Below are 16,184 nucleotides of genomic sequence, written 5' to 3' on the forward strand. Positions count from 1 at the left end.
AACCACCAGTATTGTATGAATAACCTCGCCAACAGGAGAATGTTCCTTCGCCAATGGCTCGCATTGAGCGGTGTGGTGACGCTCGCAGGATGCGCCGGATCCAAAAAAGCACCGGTGGCCCAATCAGGCGCGTCCAAAAATACCCCGGCTACTGACCCTTGCAGCGACCTGACGAGCGTCGATCCGGTCGATGTGCAAAAGCGCAAATCGCTCGGTTACACGAACAAATCGCCCCTGCCCGACAGCCAATGCGACAATTGTAAATTATGGGTTCCGGTCAAAGAAGGGCAGGAATGCGGGGGCTGCCTGCTTTTTACGGGGCCTGTAAACCCCGCAGGGCATTGTACTTACTGGGCTCCACAAGTCTAAAACGATACCGCTTATGCCGCAGCCGCCATTTAACCGCCGGGATTTCTTAAAAGCCAATGCCGTTCTGGGGCTTGGTTCGACTGTTTTTTCAGGATTTATCGGGGAAGATCCGCAGGTATCCAGGGAGAGCCAGGAAATATTTTCTGATGGAAATGCTGCTGAGGGGCGGTTGTATTTTGACGGGTTCACCCGGATCGGGCCGCGGAAGTACAAGCATCCGGCAGAGAAATGGAAGCTGGACGATTTGTTGAAAGACATGGACCAATGCTCGATTTCGGCTGCGCTCGTCGCTTACACGCAATCCGTCAATTACGACCTGATGTATTCCAACCTGGAACTGAGCCGGATGATCAAGCCCTTTCCGCACCTGTTTCCGATCTGGAATGTAATGCCGCACCAGACGGGCGAGTTTCCCGAGCCAGCCGGTCTTGGGAAATTAATGGCCGAGCACCATGTCAGGGCTATCAGTATTCATCCCAAAACCAATGCTTGGGACTGGAAAGCGCGCCACTGCACACCACTATTTGCGCATTTGAGCAAAAATAAAATACTTACGATCACTACCGCGAGTGAGCTGGGGGCCTGGGAAGATGTAGCGGAGTTTCTGGACCGTTACCCAACACTTCCCCTACTGATCACAGGCGCGTTTTGGAACGAGCAGCGATATCTGCTCCCGCTGGTGCAGCAGTGCAAGAACCTGCATATCAGTTTTGATAATTTTCAGATTAATGAAGGCCTGGAATACCTGCACCGTATCGGCTGTGTGGACCAGCTGATTTTTGCCTCGAACAGCCCTGCCATGGCGGCCGGTGCCCATCGGACGTACATTGATTATTCGGCCATTCCCGAGCCCGACCGCGCTAAAATAGCGGGTGGTAACCTGATGCGGTTGTTGAAGATCAGTTCAAAACCTGCGTTACGGGAAAACAAAAACGAGGATATTCTCATGCAGGCGGCACGCGCGGGCTCCCCCCTGCCGGTGCCCGTGATTGACATGCATATGCACATGCTGCACGAAGGCCTGAACGGCGGTGGCTGGACCTATCGCATGGAAAACGGAGGTCCGAAAGGCATATTCGCCACAGCGAAACGGCTGGGTTACCGGGGAGGCGGCATTATGAGCTGGAACGGCGTGGTAAGCCAGAATGCCGTTGCCGGCAACCCATGTACAGCCGAAGCGCTGGATGTTGCGCCGAAAGGATACTGGGGCCTGGCGACGTTCGATCCGAGCCATTACAGCCAGGAAGAGCTGCGTGCGATGATCGCCGAGGTGTACGCCGACAAGCGGTTTATCGGAATGAAACCCTACCAGTTTTATGGCTTCGAATATCACGATCCGGTGTATGATGTGTGGTGGGAATATGGTAATCAAAATAGATTTTACGGTTTGATCCACAACTCCCGCTCCGATTTGCTTGAAGTAGAGACCCTTGCCAAGAAATACCCTGACGTCCGCTGGATAATTGCGCATGCGGGTGGCAGCTACAAAATGGCCGATATGGCGATTGCAGCGATGAAAAAGTATCCGAATGTATTCGCCGAAATCACCCTGACGCCCGTCCCGCTTGGCGTGATCGAATACCTTGTAGCCGGTGCCGGTGAAAACCGCATCCTCTACGGCTCCGACCTGCCCATGCGCGACCCGCGCCAGCAGCTCGGGTGGCTGGTATTCTCAACATTGCCTTTGGAAGTCAAAAAGAAAGTGCTGGCCGAAAATGCGATGCACGTCATTAAACCCTGCCTCGACAGGCTACCGGAACACAACCGGCCTTCACTGACCTCAAAATAGATACCGCAAATGATGTCTAGCGCAAACAACTTGTCGAGAAGGGGGTTCCTGGCCGGTACCGGCGCAATGCTACTGGGTAATGCCTTCGGAGTGAAAGCATCCACTGCCGAACCGATCATCGACATTCACCAGCACGTTCATTACGCCGCGCGACCGGACGATGTGCTCCTAGCGCATCAGCGGGCAATGGGCATTACGCACACGATCCTGCTTCCCGCAGGAACGCCCGCGTTCGGGACTTCCACACATCAGGGAAAAACCAACGGCCTGCAAGCGCAATGCGCAGGTAATGACGCGTGTTACAGCATCGCGCAAAAATATCCGGGTGAGTTTACATTCGGTTCCAATGAGGTGCCCGACTTGTCTGACGCCGTTCAGGAAATTGAAAAATACCTGAAACTAGGTGGAAAGGTGATCGGCGAGTTGAAATTCGGGATGGATTGTGATTCGAAGGAAATGCAGCGAATTTACCAGTTGGCCGAGGCCTACGATGTGCCGGTGTTGATGCACTGGCAGTTCCAAATGTTCAATTACAATTTCGAGCGTTTTCCTAAAATGCTCGAAAAATACCCGAAAGTGAATTTTATCGGCCACGCACAGACCTGGTGGGCCAATATCGACAAAGATCATACGGACCAAAGCGTTCTTTACCCAAAAACGAAAGTTACGCCCGGCGGCCTCACCGACCGTTTGCTGAGCGATTATCCAAATATGTTCGGCGATATGTCCGCCGGCTCAGGTCTTCTCTCGATGACCCGCGACGAAGAGCACGCCCGCGAGTTTCTGGTTCGCCACCAGGACAAACTGCTCTACGGCAGCGATTGTGACGACCATATTGGCTCGGGAGAAAAGTGCCAGGGCACGCAAACCATCGCCGAGATCCGGAAACTGGCAGCCTCCAAAGCCGTTGAAAGGAAAATCCTTTATGACAATGCTCAAAAACTATTCAGAATATAACGGAAATGCCCTTCTGTTTTCGCAAAAGGGCATTTCCGTGAATCTATTATCCTACTAAACTCCCAGGCTCCACCCCTCGCGATAGTTCCGTTTCACCCACTGGTTCACGTCATCGAAGTTGGTCACCTTCATGTTTTTGTAATCCCAAAGCATTTTCAGGTTCGATCCCGGATAGTCGAATCCGTTACCGGTTGCCCGTGGTTTTGGCATGTCTGCTCCACGGATCGCGAGGTTCGCCATCAAAATCGCCTCCGTGAGCGGGCCGGCTTTTTCAAACGGCGAGCTGAGCTCCATCTTGCCATAGCCTGCGATACATCCCTCCACCCATTGTGCATAGTGGCCTTCGGCCGAACCAGGCACGCGTGCGAATTTTTGTTTCACCTTTACTTCCTCCATGCGCGAAAGCGGCAACAGGCGCGGATTAGCCGCATATTCGCTGGCCATCATTTTGCCTTTGGTACCTACGAAAAGGATACCGCTGTTGCCGTCGCCAAACAGTTCGTTAGGACCGAGTTCTTCCGGACGTTCCGGCTTAATCCCTCCATCCATCCAGTGCATGGTAACTTTACCTTTCGTCTTCGACGTTTTCGGGAATGTAAGGGTTGCATGGCTCGCCGGCGGGCAGCTATCAGGGAAAATGCCCCGCTTACCAAATGCGGTAAATACGCTGCTGACGCTCGCCTGCATGTCCAATGCATATTTCAGGTCCAGAATTCGGAAAGGCGCTTCCATCAGGTGGCAACCCAGGTCGCCGAGAGCGCCGGTACCGTAATCCCACCATCCACGCCAGCTTCCCGGGATCAGGTTGTCTACATAATCCTTATAAGGTGCCGTACCGAGCCACAAATTCCAATCGAGCTCCTTTGGAACGGGCGGTTTCTCGGTCGACCAGGGAATACCCTGTGGCCAGATCGGGCGGTTGGTCCAGATATATACAGTGTGCACATTGCCGATAACGCCGGCATCGTACCACTCGTGCAACTGTCGTACACCGTCGCCCGACGATCCCTGGTTCCCCATTTGCGTCACGACTTTGTATTTCTCTGCCGCTTCGGTGAGCATACGAGCCTCATAAATATCGTGCGTCATCGGCTTTTGCACATATACGTGCTTGCCGAGCTGCATGGCCCCCATGGCTACTACCGCGTGGGTGTGGTCGGGCGTTGAAATCGAAACAGCGTCGAAGTTTTTAGATTCTTTTTCAAACAGTTCGCGCCAGTCCTTGTAGTATTTGGCTTGCGGAAAGTTCTTAACGGAGGTGGCTGCACGTCTGTCGTCCACATCGCAGAGGTAGCCGATATTGGCCTTTCCGCTTTTAAAGAAATTGGCAATATCGGAGGTTCCTTTTCCGCCCGCGCCCACCGCTGCCACGGTAATTTTATCGCTTGGTGCAACATATCCTTTGCCCAACACGTGGCGCGGAACGATCATCAGGCCTGCTGCGGTACCTGCGGCCGCTTTAATGAAATCCCTCCGCGAAGAAGAAGGCTGCTCTTGAACGGTATTCTTTTTTTCCATGTACGTGATTTTTTGATTTAGGAAATGGACATACAGATTACAGGTACTTCACCTAAGTTTACTACTCGCCTAAGTACTTTTTTTTAAGTATTTACTCTGAATATTCCAATTAAGGCCACTAACCGGCTATTCGATTTCGATGAATACCGCAAAAACAACCGCCTTTTTTTCCTAACTTTTAAAAATCCTAAAACACCCCTTCCTATGAAAACACATTTCCGCTTCCGCACGGCGCATCTCTCTTTGCTGCTGACAGTCTGCACATTGCTCTTGCTTTCGTTGATCACCCGCTCCGACGTCGGTAAAGGCAAACTGGTTTACAAAACCGGCAGCAAATCTTTCGATATGAACATCAAATCGGCCTACTTCATCGTCGGGCCGGACGGTTTCGACAGCGGCAAGAAAATCCGCCGCCTGATTTTCACGACAAAAGCGCTCGACGATAAGATCAAATCGTGCGGCGCCATGAATTGTGTGGATCAATACATTGAAGGCATGCAGGTCGACCTCGACGCCGCACCGCGGCTGCTTTACTGGGTCAGCCTGAACAACCAGCTCGTACAATACTCGGGTACCGCACAAAACGAGTTCCTCACTTTAACCACCGATACGCCCGATCGCCTGGCCGGTACGCTGAAATTGGACCAGTCGGCCTCCGGCGGCCCGGTTGTGGATGTGACATTTGATGCGAAGCTCGTCAAGACGTTTGCGAAGGCCCGGTAGGTACTTTCCAAAGCCTAAAAGAATTACCATTTATACCGCGGTCTCGACAGTCCGGAATTGCTTGCGATAAGCCGCCGGAGTCATGCCGCCGAATTTACGAAACTGCCTGAAAAAGAAGGGGGGGCTCTCGTATCCGCATGCAAAACTGATTTCCGCCACCTGCAAATCGGTCTCGATTAGCATTTTGGAAGCCATGTTGATGCGGTACTCGTTGAGAAAAGTAAAAAGCGGCTTTTGCATGATCCGGCTGAAAAACCGCGAAAACGATTCCTCGCTCATATACACCAGGCCCGAAAGCGTTGCGAGCGTAATGCGTTCGGCATAATGCTCCCTGATGTAGTTGTAGACGGTGTTAATGCGCTGGTTGTCCTCGTAGTTGAGCGGATAGGCAAACCCCTGTTCGCAAAGGAAATGGATATTCTTCACGGCAGCCAGCAATTCCAGCACTTCAAGAAACCTGATCAACCGGGGAAATGGTTGCATTTCCAGCATTTCTGCCAGCATCGGTTTTACGCGTGCCGATACGTGCTGGTCAAAACGGATACCCTGCCCGGCCAATTGCAGCAAGCGTTTCACCGATTTAAACTCCTCCACATCCAGCCAGCCCCCGCCCATAAACCCGCCCGGCCATTGCACCACGATCGAACTCGCCGGACCCGGGCTATCCGGAGTATTCTTCCAGCAATGGGGCAGGTTCGGCCCCAGCAATACCAGATCGCCCGCCTCAAAACTCTCCATGCTGTTGCCCACATAGCGAATCCCTTCACTTCGTAAAATGACGGTCAACTCGTATTCCGGATGGTAATGCCAGGGAGCGTCAAACTCTGCCACCTCGTACCCGAATATGCGGAAAGAAGATTCGGGCATAGGCTGAAATGCTTCGTATTGTGCCTTCATAACGCTGAAACCGACATTTTATAACCTATTTAGTAGACATTGCAAATACTAACTTCAAAATTAATACAAAATAGGTTAGTTATTAATCAAAATCAGCAACCCCGTTAAAGGTTAACATCGCTCATATTTGTAATACTGAAACTAAACCCGAAACGAAAAGTTATGGAAGTTGCAACAGGAGATCTTTCCAGATACCACGAGTTGATAGCGGATTTGTTCAAGCAGCCCACCAGCCGGGAGGAGTGGGAACAATACCGCCTCAGCGATGAGCAGGTGGCTTTTTTTCACGAAAACGGCTATCTGTCCAACATCAAACTGCTGGAAGACTGGCAGGTGGATGTACTGAACGAGGAACTGGTGTCGGCAACCGATCCGGCCAACCCAAGTCACCATTTATACTACGAGTTCCATTCGAATGAATCGGTCGATCCCAATGCAGTGCTTTTGCATGCTCTTGGTGCCTGGCGCGTGACAGAAGGCTTCCACGATGTACTTTGGAACCCGGCTTTCGTGATGGCGGCCAGCCAGTTGCTCGGCAATAAAGCGGTGCGGTTCTGGCACGATCAGCTGTTTTGCAAACCGGCGCGACATGGTGGAGTGGTGGCATGGCACCAGGATTACTCCTACTGGACACGCTCCGTTCCAATGCAGCACCTTACCTGCTGGACCGGCCTGGACGACTCGCTCGTCGAAAATGGTTGCCTTTATTATGTTCCCAAAAGCCACCGCTGGGGGTTGCTTGACAAGCCCGAACTGGCCGGCGACATGGAAGGGCTCATGCAGTACCTGACCGAAGACCAAAAAGCGGAGTTCAAACCCATCCCGATCGAAATGAAGCGTGGCCATGGAACATTCCACCACCCGCTAATGGTCCACGGATCGTATGAAAACCGCTCGGAGCGCTCACGGCGCGCATTTGTGCTCAATGTTTTTGCTGACGGTACAATGTCGGACACCAACGGTACATTGCTCGACGGCGTGCCTGCCATTCCGAAAGGAGAAAAATTAAGCGGGCAGTTTTTTCCACTGCTTTTCAACGCAAAACGCTACTATTCCTAAACCTGATTGATTATAACACACGCTGCAAAATAGGCTATCCACCGGGTAGCCTATTTTGTGTTTACGGCCTGGCGTGCGCGTTGCGAAAAAGGGATTTTTTACTAAAAGATTTCCTTGGGGCATTTCAAATCTCTGTGGCCATGCCCGGATCACTGATGCCATGCCTGCCGGTTTCGATCCTTCCGGCAAAACGGCGCTGGAATTCGCCTTTGGACCTAAACTGAACGGTAAGATCATACCAGTTTCCCTGGTTACCACATGCCCATTCCCTGACGACTTTTCCATCAGCCGGGATGTTGATATTTACAGATTCAGATTGATCATAAAAATCAATTACCGACAGCTCAACACCGGATTTTGCCGGGTTTTGTAATTCCAAACGGACTATGCTTTTCCGGTGGTCATAGCTAACCTTTACTTCCGGTTCGTCGCTGGTACTACTCCCCGAGAATCGTTGGAAATAGCCATTCGGCCCGAATACTTCCAATGCGTAATCCCCCGAATCGGATGCGAGTGTCCATTCATCTGAAAGTGATTTCCCCGCTTCCACCGTGTAACGCCTCGGGATCCGATCGAGGTGTTTGAGGTCGTATACGTGAAACACGGCCCCGACGGTGCCCTTATTTTCAAAAAACAGTCCGATTTTATTTGAAACCACTTCTGCATACGTATGCAGGCGGTAAGGCAGTGCACGGGAGTAACGTGTACCTTTTTCCTGAAACAGCGGCCCGGGCAATTCAGGCGCTGTGGCTTTGGGAAGCAATTTCGATGCGTCTTCTATGCTGGCATAGTTGGTGGTGTCGGGTAATGCCGGAAAAACAGGGTCGTTTGGGTGAACAAAATCAAACGCCGAAGTGAGGTCGCTGCTTACCGAACGGTGCCAGGGACTAATCGCGGGGATGGTAATTTTGAATCGTTTTTCCAGAAACTGACCGACAGACGTATGATCGGCGACTGCGGAATCGACCCACCCTCCCTTGCTCCACGGAGAAATAATGTACATCGGCACGCGCGGCCCCATACCCCAGGGACGGATCGGGCCGGAAATCGTATCGCGCTTGTCCTGGTAAACACGCGTCCGCACCGGTCCGTCTTTTTTTCTGATCGCTTCATGAAAAGCGCTTGGAAACTCGGATGTGCCTTTGTCGTTGTTAAAATACATGCCCGCCAGGTCCATCGTCGACTTACCCGCCAATGTGCCGTCGGCATTATACGAAGGCACGGCCGGTGCAGGATGATGGTCGAAAAGCCCGTCGTTTTCGTCAAAAGTGAGGAAGAAAACGGTTTTGCTCCAAACCTCAGGATTGGAAGTAATGGCCGTCAAAACCTGATGTGTAAAATCGCCCCCTCGGTTGGGGCTCGACGGCCCGCTCGGGTGTTCCGAATTACTTTGAGACGGAAGAATCCAGCTTACCTGCGGCAAAGTATTATTTTTGACTTGCTCGGTCAGGTCTTTGATCGACCAGTGCTTCATGCCGTTTTCATAAACTGGCGACCCGGGTTTCGCATTACGGAAGCTTTCGAATGCCAGACAGCCGTGCATTGCGCCCGTCCAGTTATCGTTCGGGTCCTGATAAATGCGCCAGCTTACGCCAGCTTTTTGCAAAACATCGGGAATTGTGTCCCATTTGAATGCATTGCCCCGATAAATATAGCCGGGATCTGGCATCTTTCCCTCTACCCAGCAGCGCAAATTCACCGGCTCAGACTCGGCATCGGTACAATTGATGCCGGCCGCCCGTTTTTCCGGATCAAAGTTCGATCCGGACCAGAAAACGATCCGGTTGGGATCGGTACCTGTGGCGATGGAACAATGATAGGCATCGGAGATCGTGAACGATTCGGCCAATGCATATTGGAAGGGAATTTCCTCACGCGTATAATAGGCCATTGAATACGGCGTCTTGAACATCGGCCAGAAGCCATATTTGCCCTGGTTCCAGGCGGCCTGCGTGTCGGGAAAGTCATGCGGCGTGCCATTTACGAGCGCCGCGTTGACGGTCTTTTTATCTGCACGGTAGGGCGAGTATTCCCGCTTCCCGTCCGACTGCGTGAATGCACGCTTCCCGCTTTCGAGCGGAATAGGAAAGCGGTCGCCAAAACCCCTTACACCACGCATCGCTCCGAAATAGTGGTCGAAGGAACGGTTCTCCTGCATCAGGATCACCACATGCTGTACATCCTGAATCGTCTTGGTAGGACTGTACGCATTCACAGCCAACGCTTTACGGATCAACGGCGGCAACATGTTCAAAGCGGCCCCTGCACCTGCCGCGCCGGCAGACATCCTGAGGAATTTTCGACGATCTATTTCAGACATTTTTCCGGATCAATTTTTAAATCAAAAGACAAAACAGGGCTTCATTTAACCTGTCGCGCCTCCGCCCCAGCTAAATTTTCATACTCCGTTAATCTGCCATAACCAACCGTCTAGGAATTGATATGCTTACAGGCGTTACCAAATCGGCAAAATGGCCATCGCACGCCGCCTAAGGAATTCCTGATCCGGTTGGAACTGCATTCAAATGGCCTGATACCCGCCTCCTGGTGGCTCAGGCTGGTACAAAAATCGAAGGAAGCGGAGCTGACGCAGGACACCGCAATTCGTGAGCAGGAAAGCAAGCATGTCAAAAATAAAATCGAACTTGCGCTTTAAACGATCACTGATATTCCGGATGAAATTACGCGCATTTTCGCTTTCCAACTTACTCCTGGCCGTCGCCCTGGCCACCCTTCATTTTTCGGCGCAGGCTTCGGATACACTTCGCATTGAAGGCGGAAGGGTTTCCGGCACAGTGAGTTCTGACGGCCGTATCAGCATTTTCAAAGGCATTCCATTCGCTGCGCCGCCGGTGGGAAACTTGCGTTGGAAAGCACCACAACCCGTGAAAAAGTGGAGTGGCGTAAAAGTGTGCGACGCATTTGGCCCAAGCCCAATCCAAAATGAACCAGCACCGTTCAGCATGTGGAGCGCGGAGTTTCTTATTCCTAAAGCACCTATTAGTGAAGATTGCCTTTATCTGAACGTATGGACAGATAAACAGGGCAAAACAACGGCCAAAAAGCCGGTAGTAGTCTGGATTTATGGAGGCGGCTTTGTGAGCGGCGGTGCGGGGTGTGCCATATACGATGGCGAAGCGACAGCCAGAAAAGGCGTCGTTTTTGTCAGTATCAATTACCGTGTGGGCGCATTCGGCTTTTTTGCGCATCCAGAACTGACGAAGGAATCAGGAAAGAATGCATCGGGTAATTATGCCCTCATGGACCAGATTGCGGCTTTGAAATGGGTTAAAAAGAATATCGCCCAGTTTGGTGGCGACCCCGAAAATGTCACCATTGCTGGCCAGTCGGCAGGCTCGATGAGTGTTAACTGCCTGGTGGTAAGCCCACAGGCAAAAGGCCTTTTCAACAAAGCAATCGCAGAAAGCGGCGCAGGTTTCGGCAGAAATTATCCATCCCTGAAACAGGCCGAAGAAGCCGGTTTAAAGGCCGGTGAAAAATTGAATGCAACCAGCCTGGCAGCATTGCGAAAAGTGCCTGCAGAAGAAATTTTGAAGAACATTACCACCTACCGCGGACCTATTACGGACGGACTGGTGCTTCCGGAGTCGGTATCCACTATTTACCAGGCTGGAAAACAAAATGCAGTCACACTCCTTACCGGCTGGAACCAGAATGAAAACGCAGTGGCCAAGCCGAAGAATGCAGCTGATTTTCAGGCACAATATAACCAACAGTACGGTCCGATTGCCCAGACATTCTTCCAGTATTACCCGGCCCAATCCGACGCCGAAGCCGCGCATTCGCAGGACGAGCTCGCCCGTGACATGAGTTATGGTATTCAGAACTACTCCTGGGCACAAGCGCAGGCACAGCAGGGCAAAGGCGCATATTTATACCGTTTCACACGCAAGCTGCCTGCCACCGGCATTTACGCGCAGTATGGCGCATTTCATACGGGCGAAGTCGCATATGCGTACGATAACCTCCGTTTTATCGATCGTGCATTGCGCCCGTTGAATGCTACGGATGATCAGATTGCCAACGTCATGTCTGCCTATTGGGTCAATTTTATAAAAACCGGCAATCCTAACGGCACCGGATTACCACAATGGCCTGCATTCAATACCAACGCACCCCAAATGATCATGCTTGGCGACGAAATTAAGGCCGGGCCATTAACCGAACAACCTGCGCTCGATTTCCTGATCGAGCAGGCTGCCAAACGGTAGAATTTGCTGGAAGCCGGCTTAGAGCGATTGTAACCAGTCAAACCAAACCGGCTCCTTATGCGTATCGACAGAAAGACCTTTCTTCAAAATCTCTCCATGGCTGCCGGCGCAGCACTTCTCCCGGACCTGACGCTGGCCGATCCGCTTTTTCTGAAAAAACCTAAAATGCAGCTAGGATTTGTGACTTACCTGTGGGGCAAAGACTGGGATGTGCCAACGTTGATCAAAAACCTTTCCGATACGCACATTACGGGCGTCGAGCTGCGTGTGGAGCATGCGCACAAAGTCATGCCCGATCTCACCCCTGACCAACGGAAAGAAGTGAAAAAGCAATTTGCCGACAGCCCTGTCAAAATAATAGGGCTGGGAACCAATCAACAATATGATTATCCTGACCAGGACAAACTGAAAGCCTCTATTGATCGCACAAAAGAATTCATCCGCCTGAGCGCAGATGTCGGCGGCACCGGCGTGAAAGTGAAGCCGAATGCATTGCATAAAGAAGTCCCTACCGAAAAAACATTAGAGCAGATCGGGCTGGCATTGCGGGGGCTGGCGGGTTATGCCGCAGATTTCGGTCAGCAACTGCGGCTGGAAGTTCATGGTGAAGAGACGCAGGAACTTCCCAACATCCGCAAGATCATGGACTATGCCGATCACCGTAACGCGAAAATATGTTGGAATTGCAACAAACAGGACCTGAACGGACAAGGCTTTCAATACAACTTCGACCTCGTCAAAAAGTATTTCGGTGATACCTGCCACGTCCGCGAACTCAACCGCACCGATTACCCCTATCCCGAACTAATAGATAATCTGGCCAAAATGGATTACAAAGGCTGGGTACTGCTGGAATGCCACACCAACCCCGATGACAAAATCAAGGCGTTGCAAGAACAACGCCAGGTTTTTGACAAAATGATGGCTAAATATTAATTACCAACGGACCGCTTTAAACTTCCAGCCGGGCACTTTTTTCTGCATCTCAATTTCATCGTCGCGTTTTTTAAGACCGCAGGCAATGTAATTCTGATGCAGTTTTTTTAATGCCTCGCGATCCAGTTCCACGCCCAGGCCGGGGCCGGTAGGCACTTTCACGCTGCCTTCCTCAAACTGAATACGCCCGCCAACGATGACCTCGTCGCTTTGCCACGGATAATGCGTATCGAGTGCGTAGGGAACATCCGGCAACGCCGCGCCGAGGTGTACCATCGCTGCCAGCGAAATGCCCAGGTGGCTGTTTGAATGCATCGACAGGCCCCGCCCAAACGTGTCGCAAATTCCCGAAAGCGTCATCGAAGCACGCAATCCGCCCCAGAAATGATGGTCACTGAGGATAATGTCTTCGGAACCAAGTTCTATGCTCCGCGGAATATCCCCGAAAGAAGTGGTGCACATATTGGTAGCCAGCGGAATACCCAGCTCCTTTCGCACCTTCGCCATATTCTCCTGCCCGCGCACGGGATCTTCCAGGTATTCGAGGATACCTTTCAGTTCACGGCCATATTGAATGGCCGTTTCTACCTCCCAGATTGCATTCGGGTCGACGCGCAATGGCACATTCGGGCCGAATGCCTTGTGCAATGCCAACATGGAATCCACCTCGATACGCGGCTCGAAAACGCCGCCTTTCAATTTAATGGACTGAAAGCCAAATTCTTTACACATCGCTCGTGCTTGCCCGACTATGCTTTCGGGGTCGAGTGCGGCGGCTTGCCGTGCGGCGGCCCAACCAGTGGCACCCGGGTCGGTACCGAATCCCAGCGGGCCGCCCGCACCTTCATATTTATAAAACAAATAGGCCGAAAATGGCACACGGTCCCGCATTTTACCTCCCAGCAAATCCACCACCGGCCGGCCCGTAATTTTGCCGATAATATCCAGACAAGCCACTTCCACCGCGCTGAAAATATGCACGAGCTTCCGCTGGTCCCAGGGCGCATCCCCGCGCGCAGCCGCCGATTCGGTGCCGAAATGGTCGGTCAGTATCTGCCGGATCACATTCAGATTGTACGGATCGCGACCGATCAGTAATGCTTTGGCTTCTTCCAGAGCCGCGTCGATATCGCTGTTGCCCGGTATCTCGCTAATGCCCGAAATACGATCGTCAGTAACGATCTCAACAACAGTCCGAAGCGCATAAGGTGCATGCAGCCCTGCCGCATTCAGCAGCGGCGGGTCAATAATAGCAATGGGAGTAATGTGGATTTCCTGGATGTGTGACATCGGTACTGAATTTTGAATGGTTGAATGGGTGACCGGGCATGACCATGCCGTCAAAACCTGTTAATCTTTTAATGCCAAAAACAGCGCGCTATGGTCGAGCTCGCCGTTGCCTTGCTGCATGGCGGCGTCCATTTGTCCGGCCGCCGTTTCAGTGCCGGGTAATGTGATACCGAGCTCGCCGCCAGTTTCGAGGGCGATGTTAATGTCTTTCTGATGTAGCTTGATTTTAAAACCCGGCTTAAAATTCCGATCGATGATCCGCTGCCCATGGAGATCGAGAATGCGGCTCTGAGCGAAACCACCCAGCAATACTTCCCGCATTTTGGCAAGGTCTACCCCTGCTTTTTCAGCTAATGTAAATGCCTCGGCCACGGCCTGAATCGTTTGCCCGACGATCATTTGGTTGCAAGCCTTCGTCGTTTGCCCGGCACCCGGTTCGCCGATATGCACGATATTCTTGCCCATGGCCTGAAACACCGGCAATGCCCGCGCAAATGCAGCCGCATTACCGCCAGCCATAATGGACAGCGTGGCAGCCTCTGCGCCCACCTGTCCGCCTGATACCGGTGCGTCCAGGGCTTCCACGCCCTTTTCCTGCATTATATCAAAGAGTTTACGGGCAAAGAGCGGCGCTATGGTGGACATATCTATGAATAAACTTCCCTTGCGAATGCCCGCCAGAACGCCGCTATTGACTACTTCCCCGACTTGCGGCGAATCGGGCAACATGGTAATCACAATATCACTTCCCGCGGCCAGCGCGGCCGCATCCGGCCACACTTCGGCGCCGGCCTCTTTTAATATACCCGACGCCTGGCTTGCTGCAAGCACCCCCACCGGGTAGCCTGCCTTCAAAAGATTGAGCGCCATTGGCTTACCCATAATGCCGAGCCCTATAAAACCGATCTTCTCCATTTTAAATAACTATCTTTTTTTGAAATGATTAAACCAATGGAAATACCCGCGCCGCGATCATCAGGACGATCAGGCCCACGCAGCCCATCACTACCAGCATGGGCGAAAAGGTTTTCAATGCCTCCTTCTCGGTGAGGTTGCTGATCTTGACGATGATCCAGAACCCGGCGTCGTTCATCCAGGGCACAAGTTTCGAGCCGCAACCGATCGCAAGGCCCAGATACAGCGGATGGTACTCCAAATGGGCGCTGGTAGCCATTCCCGACAGAATGCCGGAAGCTGTAATCAACGCCACCGTAGCCGATCCCTGCGCCGTACGTACGACCGCGCTGATCACGAAGGCGAGCGGGATGAGCGTCATCTGGTAGTCGGCAGTGAGTGCGGCAATGCGCGAGCTGATACCTGTTTGCTGCAAAACGCCACCAAATGCGCCACCCGAGGCGGTAATGAGGATAATCCCTCCACCGCTCATCAATGCAGCCTGCACAAACGCCGAAATGCCTTCTTTACTTCCTTTTTTCGTAACAGCCAGCAGCACCAGGGCAATCAGCCCGCCTCCTACCAGCGCGATGTTCTTGTCACCGATCAATGCTACAAAATCCACCAGAAAGTGTGCCGGCGAAGATTCCGGCGTAAATGCGCCCGATTTGATCATCGATTTCAGGATATTATCCAAACAAATGAATACCAGCGGAAAGGTTACGGGCAGAAGCGAGAACCATAGCGGCGGCAGCTCCCTATCGGCCTTTTCGGCCAACGAACGGATATCGTCCAGCCGGGCATCGAGCGAATCGCGGAGTTCTACCGGCCATTTGGCGTTGGCCCATTTGGCAAACAAGAAACCTGCCGTAATCGTGACCAACCCCAGCAATGTGCCGCCGGCCATCATCATGCCGATCGGGATATTCATTTCACCGATCAGGAACAATGGCCCCGGTGCGGGCGGGACGAACGAATTGGCCATCGCTGCGCCGCCGGTAATAGCCAGTACCAGAAGCAGATAGTTCTTACCAATGCGCATGCTCACCGCTTTGGCCAGCGGGATCATCAGAAAGATCACAATATCAAAAAACACCGGCACACCCAGGAAGAAACTGCTCACCAGGAATGCAAACGGCGCATTGCTCACGCCCGTCACGGCCAGCATCGACCGCACGATCCGCTCGGCAGCCCCGCTTTCGAGCATGGCTTTACCAATAATGGCGGCCATCGCGATCAGAATGCCGATTTTCCCACAGGTACTACCAAATTCAGTAGCAATGCGCTCGCCGATGCTTTTTTTGGCCAGTGCTGCGGCGGCTTCGGGAGAGGAACCTTTCGCGATCGCAAATGCCTCGACAGACGACGCCGGCGTGAGCAACGCTACCACAAATGCAGCCAGAATAAGCGCCAGGAACGGGTGCAATTGCAGGAAAATAATGCCGCCCACCACGATAATCACACCGATGAGCAGAATGAAGAGCGGGTCGCTGAATAACGCAGTCATTAAAGTCATGAAA

At 52.4% G+C, this 16,184-nt stretch carries 14 protein-coding genes; 8 read left to right on the forward strand and 6 right to left on the reverse strand.

Translation table 11 applies throughout. The annotated features are described in order from the left end of the window. Positions 1 to 15: 15 nt before the first annotated feature. Genes IEY24_RS08720 through IEY24_RS08730 form a run of 3 tightly spaced genes read left to right on the forward strand, consistent with a single transcriptional unit; the run spans position 16 to position 3,115 of the window. Positions 16 to 369, forward strand: a complete 354-nt coding sequence (locus IEY24_RS08720; protein WP_188930680.1) for a high-potential iron-sulfur protein — start codon at positions 16 to 18, stop codon at positions 367 to 369. A gap of 13 nt (positions 370 to 382) precedes the next feature. Then, the gene (locus IEY24_RS08725; protein WP_188930682.1) at positions 383 to 2,158 is read left to right on the forward strand and encodes an amidohydrolase family protein; all 1,776 of its coding nucleotides are present in this window, start codon (positions 383 to 385) and stop codon (positions 2,156 to 2,158) included. 9 nt (positions 2,159 to 2,167) lie between these two features. Next, positions 2,168 to 3,115, forward strand: coding sequence for an amidohydrolase family protein (locus IEY24_RS08730; RefSeq protein WP_229221652.1), 948 nt, complete (start codon positions 2,168 to 2,170; stop codon positions 3,113 to 3,115). A gap of 54 nt (positions 3,116 to 3,169) precedes the next feature. Here the strand turns inward: IEY24_RS08730 and IEY24_RS08735 are convergent, their stop codons facing one another. Then, complete coding sequence (locus IEY24_RS08735) at positions 3,170 to 4,633, reverse strand: Gfo/Idh/MocA family protein (protein WP_188930684.1); 1,464 nt, start codon at positions 4,631 to 4,633, stop codon at positions 3,170 to 3,172. 204 nt (positions 4,634 to 4,837) lie between these two features. Between IEY24_RS08735 and IEY24_RS08740 the strand changes: the two genes are divergently transcribed. Beyond that, a complete protein-coding gene (locus IEY24_RS08740) occupies positions 4,838 to 5,356 on the forward strand; it encodes a hypothetical protein (protein ID WP_188930686.1) in 519 nt (172 codons plus the stop codon). A 30-nt stretch (positions 5,357 to 5,386) separates the two neighbouring features. Here IEY24_RS08740 and IEY24_RS08745 read toward each other — a convergent pair whose 3' ends face one another. Beyond that, on the reverse strand, positions 5,387 to 6,253 hold the full coding sequence (locus tag IEY24_RS08745) for a helix-turn-helix domain-containing protein (protein ID WP_188930687.1): 867 nt from the start codon (positions 6,251 to 6,253) through the stop codon (positions 5,387 to 5,389). A 162-nt stretch (positions 6,254 to 6,415) separates the two neighbouring features. Here IEY24_RS08745 and IEY24_RS08750 point away from each other — a divergent pair, with 162 nt between their 5' ends. After that, complete coding sequence (locus IEY24_RS08750) at positions 6,416 to 7,312, forward strand: phytanoyl-CoA dioxygenase family protein (RefSeq protein ID WP_188930689.1); 897 nt, start codon at positions 6,416 to 6,418, stop codon at positions 7,310 to 7,312. Positions 7,313 to 7,436: 124 nt separating this feature from the next. On the opposite strand, the gene IEY24_RS08755 is transcribed toward IEY24_RS08750, so the two are convergent. Then, complete coding sequence (locus IEY24_RS08755) at positions 7,437 to 9,632, reverse strand: phosphocholine-specific phospholipase C (protein WP_188930691.1); 2,196 nt, start codon at positions 9,630 to 9,632, stop codon at positions 7,437 to 7,439. 117 nt (positions 9,633 to 9,749) lie between these two features. On the opposite strand from IEY24_RS08755, the gene IEY24_RS08760 reads away from it, so the two are divergent. Genes IEY24_RS08760 through IEY24_RS08770 form a run of 3 tightly spaced genes read left to right on the forward strand, consistent with a single transcriptional unit; the run spans position 9,750 to position 12,480 of the window. Continuing rightward, the gene (locus IEY24_RS08760; protein WP_188930693.1) at positions 9,750 to 9,968 is read left to right on the forward strand and encodes a hypothetical protein; all 219 of its coding nucleotides are present in this window, start codon (positions 9,750 to 9,752) and stop codon (positions 9,966 to 9,968) included. A 19-nt stretch (positions 9,969 to 9,987) separates the two neighbouring features. Then, complete coding sequence (locus IEY24_RS08765; protein ID WP_188930695.1) at positions 9,988 to 11,544, forward strand: carboxylesterase/lipase family protein; 1,557 nt, start codon at positions 9,988 to 9,990, stop codon at positions 11,542 to 11,544. A gap of 57 nt (positions 11,545 to 11,601) precedes the next feature. Continuing rightward, positions 11,602 to 12,480 carry a sugar phosphate isomerase/epimerase family protein gene (locus IEY24_RS08770; RefSeq protein ID WP_188930697.1) on the forward strand — a complete coding sequence of 293 codons (879 nt, stop codon included), beginning with the start codon at positions 11,602 to 11,604 and terminating at the stop codon, positions 12,478 to 12,480. Here IEY24_RS08770 and IEY24_RS08775 read toward each other — a convergent pair whose 3' ends face one another. The 3 genes from IEY24_RS08775 to IEY24_RS08785 are packed head-to-tail and all read right to left on the reverse strand — an operon-like array spanning position 12,481 to position 16,180. Next, positions 12,481 to 13,770: an enolase C-terminal domain-like protein gene (locus tag IEY24_RS08775; protein ID WP_188930699.1), complete on the reverse strand. Its 1,290-nt coding sequence runs from the start codon at positions 13,768 to 13,770 to the stop codon at positions 12,481 to 12,483. It lies immediately after the preceding gene. Positions 13,771 to 13,830: 60 nt separating this feature from the next. Then, positions 13,831 to 14,685 carry an NAD(P)-dependent oxidoreductase gene (locus tag IEY24_RS08780; protein ID WP_188930701.1) on the reverse strand — a complete coding sequence of 285 codons (855 nt, stop codon included), beginning with the start codon at positions 14,683 to 14,685 and terminating at the stop codon, positions 13,831 to 13,833. A gap of 28 nt (positions 14,686 to 14,713) precedes the next feature. Beyond that, positions 14,714 to 16,180: a GntP family permease gene (locus tag IEY24_RS08785; protein WP_188930703.1), complete on the reverse strand. Its 1,467-nt coding sequence runs from the start codon at positions 16,178 to 16,180 to the stop codon at positions 14,714 to 14,716. Positions 16,181 to 16,184: the final 4 nt, after the last annotated feature.

Source organism: Dyadobacter endophyticus (assembly GCF_014641595.1).
GTDB lineage: Bacteria > Bacteroidota > Bacteroidia > Cytophagales > Spirosomataceae > Dyadobacter > Dyadobacter endophyticus.

Excerpts from the sequence above, each read along its gene's own strand:
- IEY24_RS08730 (WP_229221652.1), top strand. The coding sequence starts at position 2,168 with ATGATGTCTAGCGCAAACAACTTGTCGAGAAGGGGGTTCCTGGCCGGT.
- IEY24_RS08765 (WP_188930695.1), top strand. The coding sequence starts at position 9,988 with ATGAAATTACGCGCATTTTCGCTTTCCAACTTACTCCTGGCCGTCGCC.
- IEY24_RS08780 (WP_188930701.1), bottom strand. The coding sequence starts at position 14,685 with ATGGAGAAGATCGGTTTTATAGGGCTCGGCATTATGGGTAAGCCAATG.
- IEY24_RS08785 (WP_188930703.1), bottom strand. The coding sequence starts at position 16,180 with ATGACTTTAATGACTGCGTTATTCAGCGACCCGCTCTTCATTCTGCTC.
- IEY24_RS08740 (WP_188930686.1), top strand. The coding sequence starts at position 4,838 with ATGAAAACACATTTCCGCTTCCGCACGGCGCATCTCTCTTTGCTGCTG.
- IEY24_RS08720 (WP_188930680.1), top strand. The coding sequence starts at position 16 with ATGAATAACCTCGCCAACAGGAGAATGTTCCTTCGCCAATGGCTCGCA.
- IEY24_RS08775 (WP_188930699.1), bottom strand. The coding sequence starts at position 13,770 with ATGTCACACATCCAGGAAATCCACATTACTCCCATTGCTATTATTGAC.
- IEY24_RS08755 (WP_188930691.1), bottom strand. The coding sequence starts at position 9,632 with ATGTCTGAAATAGATCGTCGAAAATTCCTCAGGATGTCTGCCGGCGCG.
- IEY24_RS08770 (WP_188930697.1), top strand. The coding sequence starts at position 11,602 with ATGCGTATCGACAGAAAGACCTTTCTTCAAAATCTCTCCATGGCTGCC.
- IEY24_RS08750 (WP_188930689.1), top strand. The coding sequence starts at position 6,416 with ATGGAAGTTGCAACAGGAGATCTTTCCAGATACCACGAGTTGATAGCG.
- IEY24_RS08735 (WP_188930684.1), bottom strand. The coding sequence starts at position 4,633 with ATGGAAAAAAAGAATACCGTTCAAGAGCAGCCTTCTTCTTCGCGGAGG.
- IEY24_RS08725 (WP_188930682.1), top strand. The coding sequence starts at position 383 with ATGCCGCAGCCGCCATTTAACCGCCGGGATTTCTTAAAAGCCAATGCC.
- IEY24_RS08745 (WP_188930687.1), bottom strand. The coding sequence starts at position 6,253 with ATGAAGGCACAATACGAAGCATTTCAGCCTATGCCCGAATCTTCTTTC.